This is a genomic window from Nonomuraea sp. NPDC049480 (assembly GCF_044465905.1).
GTDB lineage: Bacteria > Actinomycetota > Actinomycetes > Streptosporangiales > Streptosporangiaceae > Nonomuraea.
Genome location: NZ_JBITMD010000032.1, coordinates 103,018 through 128,106 on the forward strand (window position 1 = coordinate 103,018; position 25,089 = coordinate 128,106).

The 25,089-nt window shown below is 69.5% G+C and carries 22 protein-coding genes and 1 pseudogene; 9 read left to right on the forward strand and 14 right to left on the reverse strand.

The annotated features are described in order from the left end of the window. Window positions 1–9: 9 nt before the first annotated feature. The 4 genes from purL to purS form a co-directional block, all read right to left on the reverse strand. Window positions 10–2,337 carry a phosphoribosylformylglycinamidine synthase subunit PurL gene (purL, locus tag ACIBX3_RS52335; protein ID WP_397128261.1) on the reverse strand — a complete coding sequence of 776 codons (2,328 nt, stop codon included), beginning with the start codon at window positions 2,335–2,337 and terminating at the stop codon, window positions 10–12. Continuing rightward, complete coding sequence (gene purQ, locus ACIBX3_RS52340) at window positions 2,334–3,014, reverse strand: phosphoribosylformylglycinamidine synthase subunit PurQ (protein WP_397128262.1); 681 nt, start codon at window positions 3,012–3,014, stop codon at window positions 2,334–2,336. Before purQ ends, purL begins: the two co-directional genes overlap by 4 nt. A 140-nt stretch (window positions 3,015–3,154) precedes the next feature. After that, the gene (locus tag ACIBX3_RS52345; protein WP_397128263.1) at window positions 3,155–3,592 is read right to left on the reverse strand and encodes an ATP-binding protein; all 438 of its coding nucleotides are present in this window, start codon (window positions 3,590–3,592) and stop codon (window positions 3,155–3,157) included. A 170-nt stretch (window positions 3,593–3,762) separates the two neighbouring features. Beyond that, window positions 3,763–4,008: a phosphoribosylformylglycinamidine synthase subunit PurS gene (gene purS / locus ACIBX3_RS52350; RefSeq protein ID WP_397128264.1), complete on the reverse strand. Its 246-nt coding sequence runs from the start codon at window positions 4,006–4,008 to the stop codon at window positions 3,763–3,765. A 226-nt stretch (window positions 4,009–4,234) separates the two neighbouring features. Between purS and pdhA the strand changes: the two genes are divergently transcribed. From pdhA to ACIBX3_RS52365, 3 genes are read left to right on the forward strand one after another with little or no spacing between them, the layout of a single operon-like run. Further along, window positions 4,235–5,326 carry a pyruvate dehydrogenase (acetyl-transferring) E1 component subunit alpha gene (pdhA, locus tag ACIBX3_RS52355; protein ID WP_397128265.1) on the forward strand — a complete coding sequence of 364 codons (1,092 nt, stop codon included), beginning with the start codon at window positions 4,235–4,237 and terminating at the stop codon, window positions 5,324–5,326. A gap of 60 nt (window positions 5,327–5,386) precedes the next feature. Beyond that, entirely contained in the window at window positions 5,387–6,367 is a 981-nt protein-coding gene (locus ACIBX3_RS52360) for an alpha-ketoacid dehydrogenase subunit beta (protein WP_397128266.1), read from the forward strand. A gap of 12 nt (window positions 6,368–6,379) precedes the next feature. Then, window positions 6,380–7,777 carry a dihydrolipoamide acetyltransferase family protein gene (locus tag ACIBX3_RS52365; RefSeq protein ID WP_397128267.1) on the forward strand — a complete coding sequence of 466 codons (1,398 nt, stop codon included), beginning with the start codon at window positions 6,380–6,382 and terminating at the stop codon, window positions 7,775–7,777. Window positions 7,778–7,832: 55 nt separating this feature from the next. Here ACIBX3_RS52365 and ACIBX3_RS52370 read toward each other — a convergent pair whose 3' ends face one another. Genes ACIBX3_RS52370 through ACIBX3_RS52380 form a run of 3 tightly spaced genes read right to left on the reverse strand, consistent with a single transcriptional unit; the run spans window position 7,833 to window position 10,664 of the window. Further along, the gene (locus ACIBX3_RS52370) at window positions 7,833–9,008 is read right to left on the reverse strand and encodes an adenylosuccinate synthetase (protein WP_397128268.1); all 1,176 of its coding nucleotides are present in this window, start codon (window positions 9,006–9,008) and stop codon (window positions 7,833–7,835) included. Continuing rightward, window positions 9,005–9,916: a hypothetical protein gene (locus ACIBX3_RS52375; RefSeq protein ID WP_397128269.1), complete on the reverse strand. Its 912-nt coding sequence runs from the start codon at window positions 9,914–9,916 to the stop codon at window positions 9,005–9,007. The genes ACIBX3_RS52370 and ACIBX3_RS52375 overlap by 4 nt, the downstream gene beginning before the upstream one ends. A 16-nt stretch (window positions 9,917–9,932) precedes the next feature. Then, window positions 9,933–10,664 (reverse strand): NUDIX domain-containing protein, encoded by a 732-nt coding sequence (locus ACIBX3_RS52380; RefSeq protein ID WP_397128270.1) that lies wholly within the window; start codon window positions 10,662–10,664, stop codon window positions 9,933–9,935. Window positions 10,665–10,745: 81 nt separating this feature from the next. On the opposite strand from ACIBX3_RS52380, the gene ACIBX3_RS52385 reads away from it, so the two are divergent. Next, complete coding sequence (locus tag ACIBX3_RS52385) at window positions 10,746–11,039, forward strand: Dabb family protein (RefSeq protein ID WP_397128271.1); 294 nt, start codon at window positions 10,746–10,748, stop codon at window positions 11,037–11,039. On the opposite strand, the gene ACIBX3_RS52390 is transcribed toward ACIBX3_RS52385, so the two are convergent. The 3 genes from ACIBX3_RS52390 to ACIBX3_RS52400 form a co-directional block, all read right to left on the reverse strand. Further along, window positions 11,036–11,299, reverse strand: coding sequence for a hypothetical protein (locus tag ACIBX3_RS52390; protein ID WP_397128272.1), 264 nt, complete (start codon window positions 11,297–11,299; stop codon window positions 11,036–11,038). The two genes, ACIBX3_RS52385 and ACIBX3_RS52390, sit on opposite strands and share 4 nt — an antisense overlap. 25 nt (window positions 11,300–11,324) lie before the next feature. Then, window positions 11,325–12,263, reverse strand: coding sequence for an MBL fold metallo-hydrolase (locus ACIBX3_RS52395; RefSeq protein WP_397128273.1), 939 nt, complete (start codon window positions 12,261–12,263; stop codon window positions 11,325–11,327). A gap of 145 nt (window positions 12,264–12,408) precedes the next feature. Beyond that, entirely contained in the window at window positions 12,409–14,214 is a 1,806-nt protein-coding gene (locus tag ACIBX3_RS52400; protein ID WP_397128274.1) for an acyl-CoA dehydrogenase, read from the reverse strand. A 103-nt stretch (window positions 14,215–14,317) separates the two neighbouring features. On the opposite strand from ACIBX3_RS52400, the gene ACIBX3_RS52405 reads away from it, so the two are divergent. Then, on the forward strand, window positions 14,318–15,115 hold the full coding sequence (locus ACIBX3_RS52405) for a class I SAM-dependent methyltransferase (protein WP_397128275.1): 798 nt from the start codon (window positions 14,318–14,320) through the stop codon (window positions 15,113–15,115). A 47-nt stretch (window positions 15,116–15,162) separates the two neighbouring features. Continuing rightward, entirely contained in the window at window positions 15,163–15,546 is a 384-nt protein-coding gene (locus tag ACIBX3_RS52410) for a VOC family protein (protein ID WP_397128276.1), read from the forward strand. A 4-nt stretch (window positions 15,547–15,550) separates the two neighbouring features. Here the strand turns inward: ACIBX3_RS52410 and ACIBX3_RS52415 are convergent, their stop codons facing one another. Further along, a complete protein-coding gene (locus ACIBX3_RS52415) occupies window positions 15,551–16,000 on the reverse strand; it encodes a hypothetical protein (protein ID WP_397128277.1) in 450 nt (149 codons plus the stop codon). Between the two features lie 75 nt (window positions 16,001–16,075). Here ACIBX3_RS52415 and ACIBX3_RS52420 point away from each other — a divergent pair. After that, window positions 16,076–16,489, forward strand: a pseudogene (locus ACIBX3_RS52420) (GNAT family N-acetyltransferase); the annotation flags it as partial. Between the two features lie 123 nt (window positions 16,490–16,612). Next, complete coding sequence (locus ACIBX3_RS52425) at window positions 16,613–17,011, forward strand: GNAT family N-acetyltransferase (protein WP_397128286.1); 399 nt, start codon at window positions 16,613–16,615, stop codon at window positions 17,009–17,011. Here ACIBX3_RS52425 and ACIBX3_RS52430 read toward each other — a convergent pair. After that, window positions 16,998–19,004 (reverse strand): molybdopterin-dependent oxidoreductase, encoded by a 2,007-nt coding sequence (locus ACIBX3_RS52430; RefSeq protein WP_397128278.1) that lies wholly within the window; start codon window positions 19,002–19,004, stop codon window positions 16,998–17,000. The two genes, ACIBX3_RS52425 and ACIBX3_RS52430, sit on opposite strands and share 14 nt — an antisense overlap. A gap of 196 nt (window positions 19,005–19,200) precedes the next feature. Here ACIBX3_RS52430 and ACIBX3_RS52435 point away from each other — a divergent pair, with 196 nt between their 5' ends. Next, entirely contained in the window at window positions 19,201–21,576 is a 2,376-nt protein-coding gene (locus ACIBX3_RS52435; protein WP_397128279.1) for a YbhN family protein, read from the forward strand. A gap of 30 nt (window positions 21,577–21,606) precedes the next feature. Here ACIBX3_RS52435 and mgrA read toward each other — a convergent pair whose 3' ends face one another. Together mgrA and ACIBX3_RS52445 are read right to left on the reverse strand one after the other, a co-directional pair. After that, window positions 21,607–22,602, reverse strand: a complete 996-nt coding sequence (gene mgrA / locus ACIBX3_RS52440; protein WP_397128281.1) for an L-glyceraldehyde 3-phosphate reductase — start codon at window positions 22,600–22,602, stop codon at window positions 21,607–21,609. Beyond that, complete coding sequence (locus tag ACIBX3_RS52445; RefSeq protein WP_397128282.1) at window positions 22,599–24,689, reverse strand: S9 family peptidase; 2,091 nt, start codon at window positions 24,687–24,689, stop codon at window positions 22,599–22,601. The genes mgrA and ACIBX3_RS52445 overlap by 4 nt, the downstream gene beginning before the upstream one ends. Window positions 24,690–25,089: the final 400 nt, after the last annotated feature.

Here is a 25,089-nt window from a genome sequence, read left to right on the forward strand (position 1 = left end):
CGGAACGCCTCAGCCGAACAGCGCGGGAAGCGCCGCCTCGTGCGTTTCCCGCAGTTCCTCCACGGGCACCTCGAACATGTCCTCCACCACCAGCGACGAGCCCCCCGTGCGCCCGAGCCCGTAGCACGGCACATCGTTTCGCCCGCACAGCGACGCGAACTCCTCGTACGCCTCCGGCCGCACCACGACCAGCGCCCGCGAGGCCGACTCGCTGAACAGGTCGACGAAGGGGTCGCCGCAAAGCGTCACGGTCGCCCCGACGCCGCGCGCCAGGCACGACTCGGCCAGCGCCACGGCCAGGCCGCCGTCCGACAGGTCGTGCGACCCTTCGAGCAACCCGCGGCGGGCGGCCTCCACCAGCACGGTCGCCAGCGCCCGCTCCGCCTCCAGGTTCGCCCGCGGCGGCAGGCCGCCCAGATGGCGGTGGGCGACGTGCGCCCACTCCGAGCCGCCGAACTCCTCGCGCGTGTCGCCGAGCAGCACCACCCGCAGACCCTCCGCGACGAACCCGGACGGCACCCGCTTGGCCACGTCCTCGATGACCCCGAGCACGCCCACGACCGGCGTCGGGTTGATGGCCGTCGCGCCCGTCTGGTTGTAGAAGGAGACGTTGCCGCCGGTCACCGGCACGCCCAGCGTCCGGCACGCGTCCGCCAGGCCGCGCACGGCCTCGGCGAACTGCCACATGACCTCCGGGTCCTCGGGGGAGCCGAAGTTGAGGCAGTTGGTGACGGCCAGCGGCATGGCGCCGGTGACGGCCACGTTCCGGTACGCCTCGGCGAGCGCGAGCTGCGCGCCCGCGTACGGGTCGAGCTTGGCGTAGCGGCCGTTGCCATCCGTGGCCAGCGCGATGCCGCGAGTCGTCGGCTCCGCGTGTTCGATGGTCGCGCCCGCTTCGGCACTCGTTGGCATCGCAGGCCCGCTCTCTCCTGCCGAGCTCCTGCGCTCCGGCACCACGACTTCGGAGATCCGCACCATGCCCGCGTCCGCCGGCTGGGCCAGCACGGTGTTGGAGCGGACATAGCGGTCGTACTGGGAGGTCACCCACTCCTTGGAAGCCAGGTTGGGGGAGGCGAGCAGCTGGAGCAGGGTTGCCCGCAGGTCCGCGGGCCGCTCCAGGCGGTCCGGGGCGTCGTTGTTGAGCGCGGCCTGCCCGGCCGGCTCGTGGTAGGGGCGCTCGTAGACGGGCCCCTCGTCGGCGGCGGTGCCCGGCGGGATGTCGACGATGACCTCGCCGTCCCACGTCATCACCAGACGCCCGGTGTCGGTGACCTCGCCGATGACGGCGGCGGGCACGTCCCACTTCTCGCAGACGGCCATGAACGCGGGGATGTCGTCCGGCCGCACCACGGCCATCATGCGCTCCTGCGACTCGCTCATGAGGATCTCCTCGGGCCGGAGCGAGGGGTCGCGGAGCGGGACCAGGTTGAGGTCGACGTGCATGCCGCCGGTGCCCTTGGCGGCCAGTTCGGTGGTGGCGCAGGAGACACCGGCCGCGCCGAGGTCCTGGATGCCGACGACCACGTCGGCCGCGTACAGCTCCAGGCAGCACTCGATGAGCAGCTTCTCCATGAACGGGTCGCCCACCTGCACGGCGGGCCGCTTGGCGTGCGACTCGTCCTCGAACGTCGCCGACGCGAGCACCGAGGCGCCGCCGATGCCGTCCGGACCCGTGGACGCGCCGAACAGCACGACCTTGTTGCCGGGCCCCGGCGCGGTGGCGAGCTTGATCTGGTCCTTGCGCAGCAGGCCCACGCACAGCGCGTTGACCAGCGGGTTGCCGATATAGCAGGGGTCGAAGACGACCTCGCCGCCGATGTTGGGCAGGCCCAGGCAGTTGCCGTAGTGGCTGATTCCCTCGACCACGCCGGGCAGCACCCGGCGCGTGTCCACGGCGTCGGCGCCGCCGAAGCGCAGCGAGTCCATGACCGCGATCGGGCGCGCGCCCATCGACATGATGTCGCGGACGATCCCGCCGACGCCGGTGGCGGCGCCCTGATGCGGCTCGACGTACGAGGGGTGGTTGTGCGACTCGATCTTGAACGTGGCCGCCCAGCCGTCACCGATGTCGACCACGCCGGCGTTCTCGCCCATGCCCACCAGCAGCGCGTCGGACTTGGGCGCCTTGGTGGCGAACTGCTTGAGATGCACCTTGGATGACTTGTACGAGCAGTGCTCCGACCACATCACGCTGTAGATCGCCAGCTCGGACCCGGTCGGACGGCGGCCCAGGATCACCTTGACCCGGTCGTACTCGTCCTGCTTCATCCCCAGCTCGGCGAAGGGCATCGGCTCGTCGGGCGTCTCCGCCGCCCGCTTCACATTGTCGGTGCTCATGCGTCCACCAGGTTCTTGAGAATGGAGGTGAAGAAGCCGAGACCGTCGGTGCTGGGCGCGCCGACCAGCTCCTCGACCGCGTGCTCCGGATGCGGCATGAGGCCGACCACGTTGCCCGCCGCGTTGCGGATGCCGGCGATGTCGCTGAGCGAGCCGTTGGGGTTGCCGAGGTAGCGCACGACCACCTGGCCGTTGGCCTCCAGCTCGGCCAGCGTGTCCGCGGAGGCGACGTAGCGGCCCTCGCCGTGCTTGATCGGCAGCACGATCTCCTGGCCGGGCGTGAACGAGTTGGTCCACGGGGTCGCGGTCTGCTCGATCCTGAGCCGCTGGTCGCGGCAGACGTAGTGGAGGGAGGCGTTGCGGGTCAGCGCGCCCGGCAGCAGGTGCGCCTCGCACAGGATCTGGAACCCGTTGCACGTGCCCAGCACGGGCAGCCCCGCCTGAGCGGCGGGGACGAGCTCGGCCATGAGCGGCGCGAACCGCGAGATGGCGCCGCAGCGCAGGTAGTCGCCGTAGGAGAAGCCGCCGGGCAGGAACACGGCGTCCACTCCCTTCAGGTCATGGTCGGCGTGCCACAGCGGGACCGCCTCCGCGCCCACGAGGCGTACGGCCCTGGCGGCGTCCTGGTCGTCGAGAGTTCCTGGAAACGTGACTACGCCCACACGGGCAGCGCTCATGACAGTCGTCCCCTCCGAGGAATGCGCACGCACGCGCCACCGTCTCTTCGGGGTCGGACGGTGGTCTGCGGCGGTCTACTCAGGTTATCGGGTGCTCTCGCATGGTCCGCATCGGCTCGCACATCATGTGGACGCCCAGGTCAAACGACTGCCAACTCCCGGTGACGGGCGTCTTCGCTCTCGTCCCAGTCGAGCTGCTTGCGCAGGTGGACCGTCGTGCCGCGGCCGGGCGTGATGCCGAAGGAGATCTCGTCGACCACGGAGCGCATGATCAGCAGGCCGCGGCCGTTCTCGGTGTCGGGAGGGGGGAACTGGGGCGGGATCGACGGCACACCGTTGCCGTTGTCGGCCACCCGCACGTCGCACTGGCCATAGCCGATCGACGCCGTCACCTCGTAGCGGTTGGCGGGTCCCCCGTGCCGCACCGCATTGGAGCACGCCTCGGACACGGCGAGCAGCATGTCGGCAATGCAGGTCTCGCTCACGTTGAGTGAACGCATGGCATCACCAAGCACTCGCCTGACCATCGGTATGCCGATCGCATCCCGAGGCAGTGCCAACGAGAACTCAATATCCACCGGACTCCTCCGGGCGCCAGAATGTCACCTGGAGTAGGTTTCCCTGTGAAATCGGGGCTAACCGCAAAATCACGCTGTTGTTATTTAGTGTTGGCATGCCCGTGGCATTGTGGCACGTCCGAACCCGGCTTTAAGCGCCCAAGGGGAAATCCGGGAGCCATATCTCCCTTCTAGTCCTCAACCCGGACGCTGTAGTCCTCGATCACCGTGTTGGCCAGCAGCGTCTCGGCCATCTTGCGCACTTCCGCGAGCGCCGCCTCGTCGGCGGGGCCCTCCAGTTCGACCTCGAAACGCTTGCCCTGACGTACGGCGGAGACGCCGGAGAAGCCCAGCCTGGGCAGCGCCCGCGCGATCGCCTGGCCCTGCGGGTCGAGGATCTCGGGCTTCAGCATGACGTCCACGATGACGCGCGCCACTGCGTTCCTCCTGGGTAAGGCGGGGTTGGGAAAGCCAGCCTACCGGTGGCGTGTGGCTGCCTATACAACGGGAACGGGGAGGACATGGGGCTTGCGCGCAGGGCTGTGACGTCTGCCACGATGTCCCCAAACGCGTACGAACCACCACCACATGGTTCATCGCTTGGAAGGCTGGCCTAGGGTGGCAACCCCATCGAGACCGGCCCCGACCGCACAGGAGTGGCACGTGACAGTCGACGCCTCTCGCGGTGCTGACGCACCCCCGGAGCTCGTCCAGCTGCTCACCCCCGAGGGAGAGCGGGTCGAGCATCCCGACTACGACATCGACCTGACCCCCGACGAGGTCCGGTCCCTCTACCGCGACCTGGTGCTCGTCCGGCGCATCGACCTGGAGGCCGTGGCGCTGCAGCGCCAGGGCGAGCTCGGCATCTGGGCCTCGCTGCTGGGCCAGGAGGCGGCCCAGATCGGCTCAGGACGCGCGCTCACCGACACGGACATGGCCTTTCCCACCTACCGCGAGCACGGCGTGGCGTGGTGCCGTGCGGTGGACCCGGTGAAGCTGCTGGGCCTGTTCCGCGGGGTCAACCACGGCGGGTGGGACCCGGAGGAGCACAACTTCCACCTCTACACGATCGTGATCGGCAGCCAGACGCTGCACGCGGTCGGGTACGCGATGGGCATCCAGCGCGACGACGCCAACGCCGCCACGATCGTCTACTTCGGCGACGGCGCCACCTCACAGGGCGACGTGAACGAGTCGTTCATCTGGGCCAGCGTGTTCAACGCGCCCATCGTGTTCTTCTGCCAGAACAACCAGTGGGCCATCTCCGAGCCGCTGGAGAAGCAGACGCGCATCCCCCTCTACCGCCGCGCGTCCGGCTTCGGCTTCCCGGGGATCCGGGTGGACGGCAACGACGTGTTCGCCTGCCTGGCGGTGACGCGGAAGGCGCTGGAGGCCGCGCGCACCGGGCAGGGGCCGACGCTCATCGAGGCGTTCACGTACCGGATGGGGGCCCACACCACCACCGACGACCCGACGCGCTACCGCGTGGCCAGCGAGCTGGAGGCGTGGAAGCTCAAGGACCCGATCGAGCGGGTGAAGGCCTACCTGTTCAGGAACGAGCTGGCCGACCAGGCGTTCTTCGACTCCGTCGACGGCGAGGCCGGCCAGCTTGGCGCCGACCTGCGGCGGCGCTGCCTGGCCATGCCGGACCCCGAGCCGCTCGACATCTTCGACCACGTCTACAGCGAGCCCCACGCCCTGATCGACCAGGAACGCGCCCAGTTCGCCGCCTACCTGGAGGGGTTCCGTGACTGAGCGAAGCGAAGGCACCATCGGACGCAGCACGACTGTCATGGCGCCGGCGAAGGAGGCGTCATGACGATTTTGAGCCTCTCGAAGGCGCTCAACGAGGGCATGCGCCGGGCCATGGAGGACGACCCCAAGGTCCTCATCATGGGGGAGGACGTCGGCAAGCTGGGCGGCGTCTTCCGCGTCACCGACGGGCTGCAGAAGGACTTCGGCGAGGACCGGGTCATCGACACGCCGCTGGCCGAGTCCGGCATCATCGGCACCGCGATCGGACTGGCGCTGCGCGGATACCGGCCGGTGTGCGAGATCCAGTTCGACGGCTTCGTCTTCCCCGCGGCCGACCAGATCATCACGCAGCTGGCCAAGATGCCGATGCGGTCGCTGGGCGCGATCAAGTTGCCGGTCGTCATCCGCATCCCGTGCGGCGGCGGCATCGGCGCGGTCGAGCACCACAGCGAGTCCCCCGAGGCGTACTTCACCCACACCGCCGGCCTGCGCGTCGTCGCCTGCTCCAACCCCGCCGACGCGTACACCATGATCCAGCAGGCCATCCGCAGCGACGACCCGGTCCTGTTCTTCGAACCCAAGCGCCGCTACTGGGAGAAGGCCGACATCGACACCACCTCCACCGACTGGTGGACGCCGCTGCACGCGGCCACGGTGGTGCGGGAGGGGTCTGACACCACGCTGCTGGCGTACGGTCCCATGGTCAAGACCTGCCTGGAGGCGGCCACGGCCGCCGAGGAGGACGGGCGCTCGCTGGAGGTCATCGACCTGCGCTCGCTCAACCCGCTGGACGAGCCGGTGATCATGGACTCCGTACGCCGGACCGGGCGGGTGGTGGTCGTCCACGAGGCACCCGTCAACAGCGGGTTCGGCGCCGAGCTCGCTGCCAGGATCACCGAGCGGTGCTTCTACCACCTGGAGGCCCCGGTCCTGCGGGTCGGCGGCTTCTCCACCCCGTACCCCCCCTCGAAGCTGGAGGAGCACTACCTGCCCGACCTGGACAGGGTGCTCGAGGCCGTCGACCGCACCTTCGGGTACTAGAGGGGGCTTCTCATGCGACGCGAGTTCAAGCTCCCTGATGTCGGCGAGGGCCTCACCGAGGCCGAGATCGTCCGCTGGCACGTCAAGGCGGGCGACGCCGTCAAGGTCAACCAGATCGTCGTCGAGATCGAGACCGCCAAGTCCATCGTCGAGCTGCCGATCCCGTGGGACGGGATGGTGGCGGGCCTGCTCGCCGAGGAGGGCCAGACGGTCGACGTGGGCGTCCCGATCATCGCCGTGGACACGGCCGAGGAGGCCGCCGGGGGCGGCGGTGCGGAGGCCCGGGCCGAGGCCCTGGCCGAGGACATGGTCCCGGAGCCGCCGGCGGAGGGCGCCGTCGAGCCCGGCGCCCACGGCAGCCCGGCCCCCAAGGAGGAACGCCAGTCGGTGCTGGTCGGCTACGGCGTCAAGACGGGCGCGACGAAGCGCCGCCCCCGCAGACGCACCCCGGCCGACATCCCCGCCGACTCGGCCGTCGGCCCGTCCCGTGTGGCGATGGACAGCCCCGCGCCAAGCACACCGGACGCGGCCCCCGCGGCCCCCGGCCGGGTGGCCGTCCTCGCCAAGCCGCCGGTCCGCAAGCTGGCCAAGGATCTCGGCGTGGACCTCACCACCATCACCGGCACCGGCCCGCAGGGATCGATCACCCGGGAGGACGTCCACGCGGCGGCGGAGGCGCCGGTGACGACGCCGGAAGGCCCGGAAGAGCTGGTGGAAGAGCGCATCCCCGTCAAGGGCGTGCGCAAGATGACGGCCCAGGCCATGGTCGCCAGCGCCTTCACCGCTCCCCACGTCACCGAGTTCCTCCAGCTCGACATGACGAGGACGATGGAGGCCGTCCACCGCCTGCGCACGCTCGCGGACTTCGCCGACGTCAAGGTCTCCCCGCTGCTCCTGGTGGCCAAGGCGGTCCTGACCGCGGCCAGGCGCCACCCGATGATCAACTCCTCCTGGGACGAGGCGGCCCAGGAGATCGTCGTCAAGCACTACGTGAACCTCGGGATAGCCGCCGCCACCCCCAGAGGCCTGGTGGTGCCCAACATCAAGAACGCCCACGCCCTCTCACTGCCCGACCTGGCCAGGCACCTGGCCCAGCTGACGGAGACGGCACGGGCAGGCCGCACCCAGCCGGCCGAGATGTCCGGCGGCACGATCACGATCACCAACGTCGGCGTGTTCGGCGTGGACACCGGCACTCCCATCCTCAACCCGGGAGAGGCCGCCATCCTCGCCTTCGGCCAGGTCCGGGACATGCCGTGGGTGGTGGACGGCGAGCTGGTGGTCCGCAAGGTGACGACGCTGTCGCTCTCGTTCGACCACCGGATCGTGGACGGCGAGCTGGGTTCGCGGTTCCTCCGCGACGTGGGCGACATGCTGGAGGACCCGCTCCGCATCATCGCCTGGAGCTAGGGCAGACAACCCGCCAGAGAGGCGGTGACCGCCGGGAGGACCCCTCTCCCGGCGATCACCGCGGGCCCGGTACGAGAGCGCGCTTGCTCTCCGCGGCAGGCCCGTGCGATGCGATCCACACGGGCGCCTTCATGACGTCTGAGATCGCGGCGACCCAGTCTGATACACCCTCTTCGTAAACAGGCCGCGCCCGCATCATCCGCGTGGTTCGATCCATGTCTCTCTCGAAGGAGACCGGGGGATCGTACGAGATACACATCCGGGAAACCGGCACGTCGAGGTGGGTGAGCGCGAGGAGGTCCACCCCACCGGCCGCCTCGGCGGCGTACCGGTGGGCGACCGCGTCGAAGTGCCCCAACCGGAACGGCCCCTGCCACGGCCCGGTCACGTTGTGCCGCTCGGGCAGCTCCAGCGTCGGGTCCTCGGTCACCAGCGGCCCTGGCCCGTGCCGGGTCGTGTACGTCCGCAGCACCCCCAGCCGCACCGCCCCCACCCCGCCGAGCAGTTCCTCCGCGTTGGAGAAGGTCGTGGTGCTCCACGTCGTGTACGGATCGAAGCCCCAGTTCTCGTCGAGCAGAACCCCCTGCGCCCCTTCGAACACCACGGACCCCGACGAGACCATCCGCGCGGTGAAGGCGGAGTCCACGAGCCGCACCCGCTCCGCGAACGCCCGGTACGCGTCCACACAGTCCTCCACAGGCGGCCCCGCCACACCCAACGCCTCCCGCAGCACGCGCAGCTTGCGCGCGAGCACGCCCGGCGGATCCCCGGCGCGCGGCGCCAGAGCCCCCTGCTCCAGCCAGTACGCCATCACCTCCCCCACCCCCATACCGCAGGACCCATGCCGCGAAGAGCCCCGCGCCACCTCCCGCCGCCGCCCGGCCTCCGCGTGGTACGGCGTCGCCAGTAACGCGTCCCGATCCACGGTGAGCAGCGCGAAAGGATCCGCCACCCCCAGCCGCTCCAGATGCGCCGCCTCCGCCGCCAACGCCAGCGGATCGACCACCACGAACCGCGACAGATGCGTCGGCACCCCACGCAACGTGCCCGACCCGAACTGCGCGAACGTGTGGTGCCGCCCGTCGGCCAGCACCACGTTGTGCCCGGCCTGGGCACCGCCGTTGAACCGCACCACCGCGCGCACGTCCCGTGTGGCGCACAGCCAGTCCACGACGGTGCCCTTGCCGGCGTCGCCGTACCCGAGGTCGACGACGATCACGTTCTCGCTCATCCGCGCCCGAGCCTCCGGGGCGAGCGCCTGCCGAGTGCCCGCTGCACCGACCCGCTCGCCTTGGAGCCCAGCTCGACCAGATGGTCCAGCCCTTCGTCCAGGTCGATCGCCTGCTCGCCGAGCCCGACCGTGAGCGCGATGATCTCGCACACGGCGTCGAGGTCGTCGAGCTCCAGCACGTTCTGGCCGAGCAGGCGCCGCCACACGGCCAGGACCTCGCGGTTGCCGGCGTGGCTGGCCCCGCGCGGCACGATGAAGTAGGTGTCGTACTTGGTCACGAGCTCGTCGACGATGTCCTCGACCCGGAGCCGCCCGGGCACGCGGTCCCCGATGACGTCGTTGGCCGCCCGCCCGGAGAGCCGGGGATAGGGCATCTCGTCGCCGATGATGAACAGGTAGCCGCGCTTGCCCCGCTTCTCGTGGCAGTCGATCGAGGTGTGCCTGGCCATGAAGTACATGGCCAGCTCGTACGACTCGGTCATCTGCCCGCCGCCCCCGCCCTCCAGCAGGATCAGGCCGAGCTGGTCGTCCATGCGGTTGTCGGACTCGAACTGGCCGACCTGCAGCGGTGCCCGGTCGCAGGTGGCGTCGCCGATCGCGCCGAACATGATCTGCGGGTCGACGGCGTACCCCTTGCGCTGCAGCAGCCCCAGCAGGTCGGGCAGCTTGTTCTGCAGGATGCGCGGGACCCGCCCCATCGACCCGGTCACGTCGAACAGGACGGAGATGGCCAGGGAGTTCGGGTGCTCGGCGGAGTCGCGGCTCTCGCGTGTGACGCCGTACGGGTCGAGGTCGGGGTGGGTCGTCCTGGCGCCCTCGTCGCTGTAGGCGAAGGCGCTGCGGCCGGAGGCCGAGCGGTAGTGGGCGGCCGAGAAGTAGACGTCCGCGGACCAGATTCCGCTGCCCATGTGTTCCTCCTTGAGGTCATCGGATTTCCTCCTCGCGCGCCGGTCGCAGCAGCGCGGGGTGGAGCAGCCGGGCGTCGCCGGCGCGGTAGAGCTTGGCGCGCGGCCCGCCCCTGGGGCCGCCCGTCTCGGTGGTCTCGCCGGTGCCCTCCACGAACCCGGGCACGGACAGGACCTTGCGGTGGAAGTTGCCCGCGTGCAGCGGCGTGCCCCACACGGTCTCGTAGATCAGCCGCAGGTCGGAGACGGTGAACAGCTCCCCTGCGAACGCCGTGGCCAGCGGCGTGTACTCCAGCTTGGAGCGGGCCCGCTCGATCCCGTCGGCGAGGATGCGGCCGTGGTCGAAGGCCAGCGGCGGCACGTCGTCCACCGGGTGCCAGACGGCCGCGGCCGCGTCCGTGCCGGCCTGAGGGTCGGGCAGGTCGGGGGCGAAGGCGAGGTACGAGATCGACACCACGCGCATCCGCGGATCCCGCCCGGGGCTGCCGTAGCTGGCGAGCTGCTCGAGGTGCGCAGGCCTGGTGGCCACGCCGGTCTCCTCGGCCAGCTCACGCACGGCGGCCTCGGCCAGCTCCTCGTCGGGCCTGATGAACCCGCCGGGCAGCGCCCACGCCCCCGCGTACGGCTCCACGCCCCGCTCGACGATGAGGACGTGCAGCCGCCGGTCCCTGATGGTCAGCGCCACCACGTCGACCGTCACCGCGACCGGGGCGTAGTGCCGCGGGTTGTAGTCGGCCAGGAAATCCGCCACGGAAGCACGTCCTTCTCAATCTGAGTCAATCTCAATCTGAGAATAACCCTGGCCATGACGGAATGTCGATAGGGTTTCCTCATGATTCGCCACATCGTGCTGTTCACGTGGACCGAGGACGCCACCGACGAGCAGAAGGCCGCGGTCACGGCCGAGCTGCGCAAGCTGCCCGGAGTCATCCCGCAGCTGCGCTCCTACACGGTGGGCCCGGACGCGGGAATCAACCAGGGCAACCACGAATACGCGGTGGTGGCCGACTTCGACAACGTCGAGGACTACCTCGTCTACCGCGACCACCCGCAGCACCAGGCCGTGATCGCCGAGCACATCAAGCCCATCCTGGCGACGCGGGCGGCGGCGCAGCTGAGCGTCTAGACCTCCGGCGGATTGTTCTCCCGGTGCATCAGCCGGTCGTCGGAGGTGCGGCCCCGCTTCGGGGCCAGCACGATGCTCAGCACCACACCCACGCCACCGACGATCATGAAGATGACGCCGATGACGTCCATGCGGACGCTCTCACCGAACACTCTGGGATCGATGGCGAACTTCAGGATGGCGCCGAGCGTGAGGAAGAAAATGCTGACCCCGACACCCATGACGACCTCCAGGCAAATGGCGAGTACGCCGACCGTCATACCCGCGTAATGGCGATCACACCCATCACGCGAGACACGACAGCGGCTGCCCGCCGTTATAAGTGATCATGTCGAGCACGGCGGCGACCAGATCGATCGGCGCGCCCAGCGGTTGCCCGTCGAGCTCAGCGTACGCGCGGTGCAGATTGCCCACGATGCGCTCGGAGTCCAGCAGGCCGCCCCACTCGCCCAGATCGGTCTCCCTGGCCGCTTCCAGCGGCGACAGCCCCGCCTCCCGGCCACGCCTGGCGGTCTCCTGCACGAACCTCAGGTAACCCTCGACCTGGTCGTACGTGTCGGGTCCGCACACCGCGCCGTGCCCCGGCACGATCGTCTCCGCCCCGAGCTCCCTGAGCTGCGCGAGCGCCTCGATGGCCCCCACGACCGAGCCCATCAGCACGAACGGCGTGCCGCCGTTGAAGACGAGGTCCCCTGAGAACAGCAGCCGCCGCTCCTGGATCCACACGTACGAGTCGTTGGTCGTGTGCGCGGCGAACCCGACATGCCTGACCTCGCACCGCAGGTCGTCGGAGTGCACGGTGATCCGGTCGGTGAAGGTCAGGAACGGCGGCGCCGGCTCCAGCTCGCCCCACTCGACCTCCGGCGACCACGCGGCGCGGTACGTGGGGACTCCGTCGGCCAGGATCTGCGCACGCACGCCCTCGTGCCCGACGATCGTGGCCTCGGGGAACAGCCAGTTGCCGAACGTGTGGTCGCCGTGGTGGTGGGTGTTGATCAGCGTGGTGATCGGCCGGTCGCTGACCCTGCCGATGGCCTCGCGGAACTGCCGCGTACGCCGCTCGGTGGAGCAGGCGTCGACGCAGATCACGCCGCGCCGCCCGGCCAGGAACCCGGTGTTGTTGATCCACCAGCTCCCGTCGGGCTGGATGTAGGCGTAGACGCCGTCGGAGACCTCTTCGACCCGCGGTGGCGGCAGGGGATGATCATGTGCGGTCGAACTCATGCCCGCGAAGCTACCGCGCCCCGAACCCGCGTGACTGTGTCCTTTGCAACAGAAACGCCCGCGCGGTCTTTGCAACAGAAACGCCCGCGCGGTCTTTGCAACAGAAACGCCCGCGCGAACGCGGGCGTTTCTGGACACGGCAGTGTTAGAAGGCCTCTTCGGGCAGCTCCATCAGCTCCTGGCCGGTGGCGGCGAGCACGCGCCGCTCGGCGGCCAGCCGGGGCAGCACGGTCTTGGCGAAGAACCCGGCCGCGGCGACCTTGCCCAGGTAGAACGGGTCCTCAGCCTCGCCCAGCCGGGCCAGCGCGACCTCGGCCTGACGCAGCAGCAGCCAGCCGATCACCAGGTCGCCCAGCCCCAGCAGGAACCTGGTGGTGTTGAGCCCGACCTTGTAGACCTCCTCCGGCTTCTCCAGCGAGCCGAGCGCCCAGCCCGCCATGGTGTCGCCCATGGCCCTGACCTCGGCGGCGGCCTCGGCGAGCAGCTTGCGCTCCTCCTTGAGCCGGCCGTTGCCCGCCTCGGATCCGGCGAACTCGCCGATCTCGGTGAGCAGTGAGCCGAGCGCCGCGCCCTGGTTGCGCAGGATCTTCCTGAAGAACAGGTCGAGCCCCTGGATCGCCGTGGTGCCCTCGTACAGAGAGTCGATCTTGGCGTCCCGGATGTACTGCTCGATCGGGTAGTCCTGCAGGTAGCCGGAGCCGCCCAGGGTCTGCAGCGAGCGGGAGAGCAGCTCGTACGACCGCTCCGAGCCGACGCCCTTGACGATCGGCAGCAGCAGCTCGTTCATCTCGTGCGCGTGCCGGTCGTCCGGGTCGATCATCACGGCGTCCTGGAACGTGGCCGTGTAGAGCACCAGGGCCCGCATGCCCTCCGCGTACGCCTTCTGCAGCATGAGCTCGCGCCGTACGTCCGGGTGATGGGTGATGGTCACGCGGGGAGCGGTCTTGTCCGTCATCCTCGTCATGTCCGCGCCCTGAAGGCGGGCCTTGGCGTACTCGAGGGCGTTGAGGTAGCCGGTGGAGAGCGTGGCGATGGCCTTGGTGCCCACCATCATGCGGGCGTGCTCGATCACCATGAACATCTGCTTGATGCCGTCGTGCACGTCGCCGACCAGCCAGCCGACCGCCGGGTGCTTGTCGCCGAAGGTGAGCTCGCAGGTCGTGGAGACCTTCAGACCCATCTTCTTCTCGACGTTGGTGACGTAGACGCCGTTGCGCTCGCCGAGCTCGCCGGTCTCCAGGTCCACGTGGTACTTCGGCACCAGGAACATCGACAGGCCCTTGGTGCCGGGGCCGTGGCCCTCGGGGCGGGCCAGCACGAGGTGGAAGATGTTGTCGGCCATGTCGTGCTCGCCGCTGGTGATGAAGCGCTTGACGCCCTCGATGTGCCAGGTGCCGTCGGGCTGCTGGACCGCCTTCGCCCGTCCGGCGCCCACGTCCGAGCCCGCGTCCGGCTCGGTGAGCACCATGGTGGCGCCCCAGTTGAGCTCGATGGCCAGTTCGGCGAAGCGCTTCTGCTCCGGGGTGCCGAGCTTCCACAGCGTGTAGGCGAAGTTCGGGCCCGCGCCGTACATGTAGAGCCCCGGGTTCGCGCCCAGCACCATCTCGGCCGCCGCCCACGCCAGGGTCCGCGGGATGCCGGGGCCGCCCAGCTCGGCGGGCAGGTCGAGGTGCGCCCAGCCGCCGTCGACCAGCGCCTTGAACGACTTCTTGACCCCTTCGGGCATCTTGACGGTGCTCGTGGCCGCGTCGAACACCGGTGGGTGCCGGTCACCTTCCTCGAAGGAGTCCGCCAGGACCCCGGTGGCCACCCTGTTGACCTCTTCGAGGATGCTGCGGGCGACATCCTCGTCCACGTCCGCAAAGGGCCCTGTGCCGAGGATCTCGCGTCGCCCGAGGACTTCGAAGAGGTTGAACTCCAGGTCGCGCACGTTGCTCTTGTAGTGGCCCATGGGTGCCGATCTCCTTGAACCGAGGACTTCTGTACTGACGAGTAACCTTACTCTGAAATGCTACCCGCGGGTAACCCTCGCCATGCATGGCATGCTCATCTCCATGGACGCCGAAGAACTCGCCGCGCGCTGGCGGGAGCGACTGGAATCCTGGGCCATTCCCGAGGAGATCCTGGCCAAGGCCCCGGTGGATCCGTGGAGCCACTCACCGGAGCGGTTCGGCACCCGAACCGATCGGGCGCTGGCCGAGCCGGACGACGGGCCCACCATGACCCGCCTGGCCGAGGCGCTGCCCGACCAGGGCACAATCCTCGACGTGGGCTCGGGTCCCGGAGCATCCTCCCTGCCGCTGCGCGGTCGCATCGGGCACCTCTACGCGGTGGACACCTCGGGCCGGATGCTGGAAGGGCTCACGCTCAGGGCGGACAAGCTGGGGGTGCCGGTCACGACGTTCGAAGGGCGCTGGCCGGACGTGGCGGACCGGGTGCCGGTGGCCGACGTTTCCATCTCCGCCCACGTGGTCTACAACGTCCCGGACCTGGCCGGCTTCCTGCGGGCGCTCGACGCGCACACGCGCGGGCGGGTGGTGCTGGAGCTGCCGCACCGCCATCCCATGAGCTGGATGGCGCCGCTCTGGGAGCACTTCCACGGGGTGAGCCGGCCGGTGCGGCCGATCGCGGAGGACTGCGTGGCGCTGGCGGCGGCGCTCGGTTACGCGGTGCAGGTGGAGGAGAGGGAAGCCCCTCTGGAACGTTTTACGTCGCTGGAGGAGCTGGCGGCCAGCGCCTGCCGGCGGGTCTGCCTGGACCCGTCACGGGCGGAGGAGGTGGCGGCGACGGTGCTGGAGCTCGGCATGTGGCCGATGCCGCGCGATCGGTGGGTCACCATCTGGTGGGAGTAAGTGACACCGGTTTGACGGCTTAGGTGGTGTTGAGATTGGCTATCCCCATGATCGAAATCCACGCCGTCACGATCGACGCCGCCAATCCGTACGAGCTCGCCGACTGGTGGAGCAAGGCCACCGGGCTGCCCCTCGGAGAGGGCGACAAGCCGGGCGACGACGAGGTGATGCTGCGGACCAAGCAGGACCCGTTCCTGCTGTTCGTCCGCGTGCCCGAGGGCAAGACCGTGAAGAACCGGGTCCATCTCGACGTCAACGGGACGGAGGGCAGGACCAGGGACGAGGAAGTGGAATGGCTGATCGGGCTGGGCGCGACCGTTCATGACGATCTGCGCCAGCCCGACGGCAGCGGCTGGGTGACGATGCTCGACCCCGAGGGCAACGAGTTCTGCGTGTGCCGGAGCCAGGCCGAGCGGGAGTCACAGGCCTGAGCGGTCACCGGGCGTCGCGGGCCCGGCCCTGCATCGTGAGCGTCAGGATGCCGGCGATCAGGTAGACCAGCGCGCCGTGCCACATGGCGTGCACGGCCGAGCCGAACACCCCCTCCCCGTCCAGCACCAGCTGCACCGGGTAGTCCAGCACCGCCGTGATGCCCGCGGGCAGCAGCGAGAACTTCCACGGGTGCCGCAGCGACCAGATGCGGGCCTGGCGGGTCACCCGGTCGCCCTCGTTCGGCTTGGACACCGCCCCGATCGCGGCGATCAGGGCGAACAGGCTGATGCCGAGGCCCAGCGCCCACACCAGATCGCCGCTGCCCGTGAGGGCGCCCAATCCGAAGCTGGTGGCGGCCACGGCGCCGCCGCCGATGGCGGCGGCCTTCCAAGGGGCACCACGCAGGGCGGCGCCCGAAAGCGAGACCTCATCGCGTCGACTGATTTCGTTCATGTGGTAATCGTGCCTTTTGGGATCCCCTGGGAGCATCCGGGACGGACCCTGAGCTGTCCCTGACATGATTCAGGCATGCAGCGAACCGTCATTGTGCAACTCGGCGCGGGAGAGGGAGCGCGGCTGCGCGACGTCCGGCTGCGCGCCCTCCAGGACTCGCCGGACTCCTTCGCGTCCACCTACGAGCGGGAGGCGGCGTTCCCGCCCGGGAAATGGGCTGAACGGCTGAGCAATCCGGAGTCGCGGTGGTGGGTGGCCGAGACCGGCGACGGTGTGGACGTGGGACTCGTGTGCATGCTCCTGGAGGAGTCCGGGGCCCATCTGCTGTCCATGTGGGTGGCGCCGGAGGCCAGGGGCGCGGGCGTGGGCTCCCGGCTGGTGGACGAGGCCGTCGCCTGGGCCCGGGCCGTGGGCGCCGAGGAGGCGCAGCTCTGGGTCGTGGACGGGAACGACGCCGCCGGCGCGTTCTACGTCCGTAAGGGGTTCGTGCCGAGCGGGAAGGCCGGCACCATCACGCGGGAGCCGTCAGGGGACGAGGTCCCGGAGACGCACTACGTGCTGTCCCTGCTCTTCCGCCAGGCACGCAGGGAGGACGTGCCGGCGATCGTGGCGATGCTGGCCGACGACCCGCTGGGCGCCGAACGCGAGGGCGACCCGTCCGACGAGCGTTACCTGGCGGCCTTCGACCGGATCGACGCCAACCCCTACGACGAGCTGATCGTGGCCGAGCGCGACGGGAAGGTGATGGGCACGATGCAGCTCACGTACCTGGCCGGGCTGTCGCGGCTGGGCTCCGAGCGCTGTCAGATCGAGGCCGTCAGGGTCGCGGCCTCCACCCGCGGCCAGGGACTGGGCCGCCAGATGATCCAGTGGGCCGTCGGCAGGGCCAGGGCGCGCGGCTGCGCCATGGTGCAGCTCACGTCCGACAAGTCACGTACGGACGCGCACCGCTTCTACGACTCGCTCGGATTCAAGGCCTCCCACGAGGGCTACAAGCTCAAACTGAGCTGATCTCGACGAGGTTGTCGTGATAGCCGGGGCCCTTGCCCATGTCGGCGTCCCGCTCGGCCACGACGGCGTTCGGGTTGGCGCCGCCCGGGCTGAGCTTCGGCCAGCGGCCCTTCGTCGACGCCACCACCCCGGCCGACACCCGGTCGCTGATCTCCACGTCGGCCAGGAACCCGCCTCCGTCGTTGTGGACCCTTACCCGCTGGCCGTCCACCAGGCCGCGCGCCGCCGCGTCGGCCGGGTTGACCAGCACCACCGGCTCCTTGGCGCGGCGCCGCAGCTCGGGATTGTTGCCGAAGATCGTGTTGAGGAACGTGTGCGCGGCCGGCGTGACCAGCGTCAGCGGGTACGGCGAGCGCCCCGACTCGCGGGCCGTGTACGACGGGACGTACGCCTGCCCGGCCCGCGGGAAGCGCAGCCGCCCCGACGGCGTCGGGAAGCCCGCGGCGAACGGCGCGAACGGCTTGGGGTAGTTCATCCGCACCCAGCCCTCCTTGCGCAGCCGGTCGAGGGTGATGCCCGCCAGCGACGGATGCCCGCTGGACAGCAGTTGCTCGGCCAGCTCCAGGTCGGAGTCGTACAGCGACGGCTCGGTCAGCCCCATGTGCGCGGCCAGCCGGCGGAACGTCTCGGTCGTGGACAGGCACTCGCCGGGTGGCTCGACGGCGGGCTCGTTCCACAGCAGGTACATGTGCCCGTAGCCGGCGTGCAGGTCGTAGTGCTCGGTCTGCATGGTCGCGGGCAGCACGATGTCGGCGTAGTCCACGGTGTCGGTCGGGAACTGCTCCATGACGACGGTGAACAGGTCCTCGCGGGCGAGCCGTCGCCGGATGGCGTTCGCGTCGGGGGTCGAGCCGAGCGGGTTGGCCGCGTACACCCACAGGCACTTCACGTCGTCCAGCTGTGAGGCCAGCTTGGTCATGACCAGCGTGCGGACCGGCTTGGCGAGGAGGTCGTCGCGCATGTCGACGTTCAGGTGGACGTGATCGCTGGTCGAGAACGCCATGCCGCCGCCCGGGTGCCGCCAGTCGCCGGTGACGCCGGGGATCGCGGCGATCGTGCGCATCGCGGCGCCGCCGCCCGCGTGCCGCTGGAGGCCGTGCGTGGCGCGGATGGCGGTCGGGCGGGTGCGGGCCAGCCTCATCCCCAGGCTGTGGATGTCCGCGGCCGGGATGCCGGTGATCTCCGCCACCTTCTCGACCGGGTGATCCAGGATCTCCTGGCGGAACTCCGCCCAGCCCTCCGTGTGCTCGGCCAGGAACTCCTCGTCCTGCGCGTTCTCCGCGAGCACGACGTTGAGCAGGCCCAGCGCGAGCGCCGCGTCCGTGCCCGGCCTGATCGCCAGGTACTCGTCCGCCTGGTCGGCGGTCCTGGTGCGGATCGGGTCGATGGCGACCACGTACGCGCCGTTCGACCGGGCGTCCTGGATGAACTTCCACAGGTGGTGGCCGCTGGTCAGCGTGTTGGTGCCCCAGAGCAGGACCAGCTTGGCCAGCGCGAAGTTCTCCGGGTCCATGCCGGCCGCTGTGCCGTTCGCCCGCTTCAGCCCGCTGCTGCCGGCCGACGAGCAGATGTTGAGCCAGTGCTTGGAGGCGCCGAGGACGTTCCAGAACCGCCGGCCCGCCACCCCCTCGCAGCCCTGCAGGTAGCCGAGCGTGCCGGTGCCCAGGTACGGCCAGATGGCCTCGCCGCCGTGCTCGTCGACGATGGCGCGCAGCCGTACCGAGATCTCCTCCAACGCCTCGTCCCAGGTGATCCGCTCGAACTGGCCCGAGCCCTTGGGCCCGGTGCGGCGCATCGGGTGGAGAATGCGGTCGGCCGCCTGGGTGTGCTCCAGGTAGCGGTTGACTTTCACGCAGAGCGCGCCCCTGGTGTACGGGTGGTCGGGGTTGCCGCGTAGTTTGACCGCTTTGCCGTTGTCGACGGTGACGATCCAGGAACAGGTATCCGGGCAGTCCAGCGGACATGCCCCCAAAATCCTCAGCTCACCCGACATGGGACACAGCCTATGTCGGGGAAACAAAGATGAATGGCTGGAGTCCCACCGTGTAGCTTTACCTGCGCAACATCTCGATCGAGGACACTGGAAGCTAAAGATCGTACGGTCCGGCCGGGAAGGTGCAGAATCGCAATCGGTGGCCGAAATCAGGGAACGAGATAACGCGGCGGACCTCGCGGAGGAGGACCCAGCCGTGGCGGAGTCACGTGCCGAACCGGACGTCTACGTCGTCGAGCCGCTTTTGCCCCAGCGCCTGCGCCGCCCCTCCGACCTGCTGCGCTTCTTCGCCACGCTCATCGTGCTCGGCGCGGTCATCCTCCTCACCCTGGTCGCCAAGCAGACGCTCATCGGCCTCGAAGAGGACGTCAAGGAGGGCGCCGAGCTCGTCCCGCTGCTCAGCAGGATCGCGGCCTTCCTCGGCGGCGCGGCCGTGCTCGTGGTGCCCGCGGCGTTCGCGGTCGAACGGGTCTTCCACCGCGACGGGCTGCGCGTCGCCGAAGGGCTGATCGCCGCGATCATCGGCATGGCGGGGTCGTTCCTGCTCGGGCAGTGGCTCGTCGGGGGCAACGTCGACGACCTTCGCGTGCTGCTGACCGGCGACCGCGACATCGAGCCGCTGAACACGCTGCTCACCTCGGTGATCGCGTACGCCACCGCCGTCCGCATCTCCCGCCGCCCCACCTGGCGGATGCTGATGTGGGCCGTGATCGCCCTCTACATCCTGGCGTTCTTCTCCGGCCGGCAGATCACGCTGCCGAGCGCCATCGTGACCGTGATCGTCGGCATGGCCATCGGCTACGCCACCCTGTACGGCGTCGGCAGCCCCAACACCAGGCCGCCGGGCAACGCCGTGGTGGTCGCGCTGCGCAAGCTGTCGTTCTCCGTGGTCTCGGCCCGCCGCATCGAGGACGACCACCAGGGCAGCCGGCGCTACGCCATCGGGCTCAGGGACGGCGCCAGCCTCGACGTCACCGTGCTCGACCGCGACCGGCAGGTGGCGGGGCTGCCGTACCGGCTGTGGCGGCGCATCAGGCTCAACTCCGAGACCAGGCGCCGCGCGATCAGGTCGCTCAGGGCCGAGCTGGAGCGCGAGGCGCTCATGGCGTACGCCGCCCAGGCCGCCGGCGCCAGCACGCCCCGCCTGCTCGGCACCAGCGAGATCGGCACCGAGGCCGCGCTGCTCGCCTATGAGCACATCGAGACGCGCCCCCTCGACGAGGTGCCCGACGCGGAGATCGATGACGCCCTGCTCGCGCAGATCTGGGAGCAGGTCGAGCTGCTGCAGATCCAGCGCCTGGCGCACCGGCGGCTCACCGGCGACAGCATCCACCTCGACCGGGCCGGCCGCGTCGTGCTGACCGACGCGCGCAGCGGCGAGATCGCCGCCGGTGACCTGCTGCTCCGGCTCGACGTCGCCCAATTGCTCACCTACCTGGCGCTGCGCGTCGGCCCCGAGCGCTCGGTCCGGGCCGCGGCGGCCGTGATGGGCCCAGAGGCGCTGGCCGCCGCCATGCCGCTGCTCCAGCGCATCGCGCTGACCAGGGAGACCCGCGCGGCCCTGACCAAGAACAAGAACGTGCTGCCCGGCCTCCGCGAGCAGATCGTCGCGCTGAAGCCGCAGGGCAAGGTCGACGAAGTACGCCTCGAACGGTTCAGGCCACGCACGCTGATCACGATCATCGCCAGCGCGATCGCCGCCTACATCGTGCTCTCCCAGCTCAGCCGGGTGGACGTCTACCACGTGCTCACGACGGCCAACTGGGGCTGGTCGGGGCTGGCGCTGGTCGCCTCGTTCGTCAGCTTCGTGGCCGCCGCGCTGATGCTGCGCGGGTTCGTGCCGGAGCCACTTCCGCTCTGGCGTACCGTGCTCGTGCAGTTCGCGTCCTCGTTCGTCAAGCTCGTCGCGCCGGCCGCCGTGGGCGGGGTCGCGATCAACACCAGATACCTGCAGAAACGCGGCATCTCACCGGCGAGCGCGGTGGCCAGCGTAGGCGCCTCCCAGCTCATCATGCTGGTCTTCCACATCGGGCTGCTGCTGCTGTTCGCCTACATCACCGGCTCCAACACCGCCACCTCCTTCACGCCGTCGCGCGGGCTCGTCGTGGCGCTGCTGGCGGTGGCGCTGCTGGTCGTGGTGGTGCTCGGGGTGCCGCCGCTACGCAGGATGATCACCGGGCGGTTGCGCCGGTTGTTCTCCAACGTGCTGCCCCGGCTGCTCGACGTGCTGCAGTCGCCGCGCAAGATGATCGAGGCGAGCGTCGGCACTCTCACGATCACCATCGCGTTCATAGCCTGCCTCTACGCGTGCGTGGCGGCGTTCGGCGGCGAGATCAGCTTCACCGCCGTCGCCGTCGTCTACCTCACGGCCAACGCCATCGGCTCGGCCGCGCCCACGCCCGGCGGGCTCGGCGCGGTCGAGGCCGCGCTCGCCCTGGGGCTGAGCGTGGCCGGAGTGCCCACCGAGCTGGCCACGTCGGCCGTGCTGCTGCACCGGCTGCTCACGTTCTGGCTGCCGGTGCTGCCCGGCTGGGCCTCCTTCACCTACCTCCAGCGGCACGAGGACCTGTGAGGGAAGCCGACCATCGGACGCAGCATCGAATCACCGGGCCGACGAAACCGGTCCGGTGATTTTGTCTATGGCCTGCAGCTCGTCCTCGGTGAAGTCGGGGCCGTCCACGCAGCCCACGTTGTCCTCCAGCTGCTTCACGCTGCTCGCGCCGATCAGCACGCTGGTCACCCTCGGGTCCCTGAGCGTCCACGACAGCGCCATCTGAGCCAGCGTCTGCCCCCTGCCCCTGGCGATCTCGTTGAGGTCGCGCGCCAGCTCCCGGTTTACCTGGTCCTCGCGCAGGAAGCGACTGGTGGCGGCCCGCGAGTCGGCGGGCACCCCCTCCAGGTACCGGTCGGTCAGCAGGCCCTGCGCCAGCGGCGAGAACACGATGCAGCCCATGCCCGCCTCCTCCAGCGCGTCCAGCAGCCCCTCCTCGATCCACCGGTTGATCATCGAGTAGGACGGCTGATGGATGATCAGCGGCGTGCCCAGCTCCCGCATGATCCGCGCGGCCTGGGTGGTCTGCTCGGCCGAGTAGTTGGAGATGCCCGCGTACAACGCCTTGCCCGAGCGGACCGCCCGGTCGAGCGCCCCCATGGTCTCCTCCAGCGGGGTCCCCGGGTCGGGACGGTGGCTGTAGAAGATGTCGACGTAATCCAGGCCCATGCGCTGGAGCGACTGGTCGAGGCTGGCCAGGACGTACTTGCGGGAGCCCCACTCGCCGTACGGGCCCGGCCACATGTCGTACCCGGCCTTGGTGGAGATGATCAGCTCGTCCCGGTAGGCGGCGAAGTCGTCGCGCAGGATGCGGCCGAAGTTCTTCTCCGCCGAGCCGTACGGGACGCCGTAGTTGTTGGCCAGGTCGAAGTGCGTCACGCCGAGGTCGAACGCCCGCCGCAGGATCGCCCGGGAGTTCTCGATCGGCCGGTTGTCGCCGAAGTTGTGCCACAGCCCCAGGGAGACCTCGGGCAGCTTGAGCCCGCTGCGGCCGCTGCGGTTGTACGGCTGGCGCTCGTAGCGTCGCCCGTCCGCCTGATAGGTCATGACGTGCCCCTTTCGATGATCCAGGAGAGCGCGAACGCCTCCTCGCGCCAGGCGTCGTAGCGCCCGCTCCGCCCGCCGTGGCCCGCACCCATCTCGGTCTTGAGCAGGAAGGGACCGCCCTGCGCGGTCGCCCGCAGCCTGGCGATCCACTTCGCCGGCTCGTGGTAGAGGACGCGTGTGTCGTTCAGGCTGGTGATCGCCAGGATCGGCGGGTACGGCCTGCCGTCCACGTTCTCGTACGGCGTGTAGCTCTTCATGTAGGCGTACACGTCGGGGTTGTGCAGGGGGTCGCCCCACTCGTCCCATTCGATCACGGTGAGGGGTAGCGACGGGTCGAGAATGGTGTTGAGCGCGTCCACGAACGGCACCTCGGCCACCACGCCCGCGAACTCCTCCGGCGCCAGGTTCGTCACCGCGCCCATCAGCAGGCCGCCCGCCGAGCCGCCCCTGGCGATGATCCGCTCACTCCAGCCGGCCGCCTTCAGGTGCCTGGCCACCGCCACGAAGTCGGTGAACGTGTTGCGCTTCCTGGTGAGCTTGCCGTCCTCGTACCAGTGGCGGCCCATCTCGCCGCCGCCCCTGACGTGCGCGACCGCGAACACGAAACCGCGGTCGAGCAGGGACAACCTCGCGACCGAGAAGCTGGGGTCGATGGAGGTCTCGTAGCTGCCGTACCCGTACAGCACGGTCGGGGCGGGCTTGGCGGCGTCCTTCCGCTTCACGATCGACACCGGGATCTTGGTCCCGTCCTCGGCCGCGGCCCAGTCGCGGAACTGCTCGTAGTCCGCCGGGTCGTAGCCGCCCAGCACCGGGCGCCGCTTGAGCAGGATCAGCTCGTGCGTGTCCAGCTCGTAGTCGTACACGCTGGGCGGGGTGACCATGCTCGTGTACGCCAGCCGCAGCCGCCTGGTCGTGAACTCGGGGTTGCCGGCCGGGCCGACGTCGTAGAGCGGCTCGGGGAAGTCGATCTCGTACGCGTTCCGCTCGGCCGCCTCGGCCCGCTCGCGCCAGACCTCGATCGTGCCGGCGTACGGCAGCACGCGCAGCCCGGTCAGGCCGTCGCGGCGGAAGTGCACCACGGCGTGGTCCGCGAACGCGTCGACCTCCAGGAGCCGGGTGTCGTCGCGGTGCGGGACGATCGGGGTCCACGTGCCCGGGTCGTCGAGCGGAGCCGTGGCCAGCTCGAAGTTCTCGGCGTTCTCGTTGTGCAGGATGTAGAAGAAATCGCCCGCGTGCTCGACGCTGTACTCCACGCCGGCCTTCCTCGGGCGGACGACCTGGAACTCACCCGTGGGGTCGGCGGCGTCGAGGACGCGTATCTCGCTGGTGATCTTGCTGCCCGCGCCGAGCACCAGGTACCTCTCGCTCCGGGTCAGCCCGATGCCTACCCAGTAGCGTTCGTCGGTCTCCTCGTAGACCAGGACGTCCTCCTGGGTGCCGAGGGTGTGCCGGTAGACCTGGTACGGACGCCAGGCGTCGTCGACCCGCGTGTAGAAGAACGCCGAGCCGTCGGCCGACCAGGCGCCCCCGTAGAAGATGTCCGTGATCTCGTCCGGGAGGAGCTCGCCCGTCTCGAGGTTCTTGAACCTCAACGTGAAGCGCTCGGCGCCCTTGTAGTCGGTCGAGTAGGCCACCATCGTCCCGTCAGGGGTGACGGCGCTGGTGCCGATCGAGAAGAACTCGCTGTCGCCGGCGAGCTCGTTGCCGTCCAGGATCACCTGCTCACGGTCGAGCCGGACGTCCGGGACGATCTCCGGCGGCGCGTCGCCGTCGGCGGGGACGCGGCAGGAGACCGCGTACTGCTTGCCCTCCTCGGTGCGGCTGAAATACCACCAGGCACCCTTGCGGCTCGGCACCGACAGGTCGGTTTCCTGCGTGCGGCCCTTGATCTCCTGGAACACCTGCTCCTGGAGGTCGGTGAGGTGAGCGGTCTGCTGTTTGAGAAATTCGTTCTCCGCCTCCAGATAGGCCTTCGTGTCGGGATCTTCCTTGTTGCTCAGCCAGGCGTACTCGTCGATGACGGTGTCGCCGTGGTGCGTGCGCTCGATAGGGATCTTCTTCGCCACTGGCGGCATGTTGCTGCTCACGTGGGGAGTCTATGTTCGGTCGTGATCGTTCTGTGTCCATGGAAGATGACGAACCGTCCCGAGCGGTCGAGGGCGCTGCTAATCTTTAGAAGCCGACGCGGTGCGGCGCAACCCTCCTCCTTCACTCCGGTGACAATGGTGTGCGTTGTGTCGTGGTCGTCGGCAATCCCTTCTGACTCGCCGGTCCGAAGATCGGTTCGCTTAACGGTCTGCGGCCTGGTAAGTTAGAGGGGTTGTCCCGGAAACGGGGCGTGGATTGATTCCCGCAGATCGAGCGAGTCCGGTCAATTTGACAGAAACTCGGGCGGCGGCGAGAATTAAGACACAACGAAAGACGGAACGAAACGCCGGAAAACGCGTCCGTTTCTTGAGAACTCAACAGTGTGTTAAAAGCCAGTGC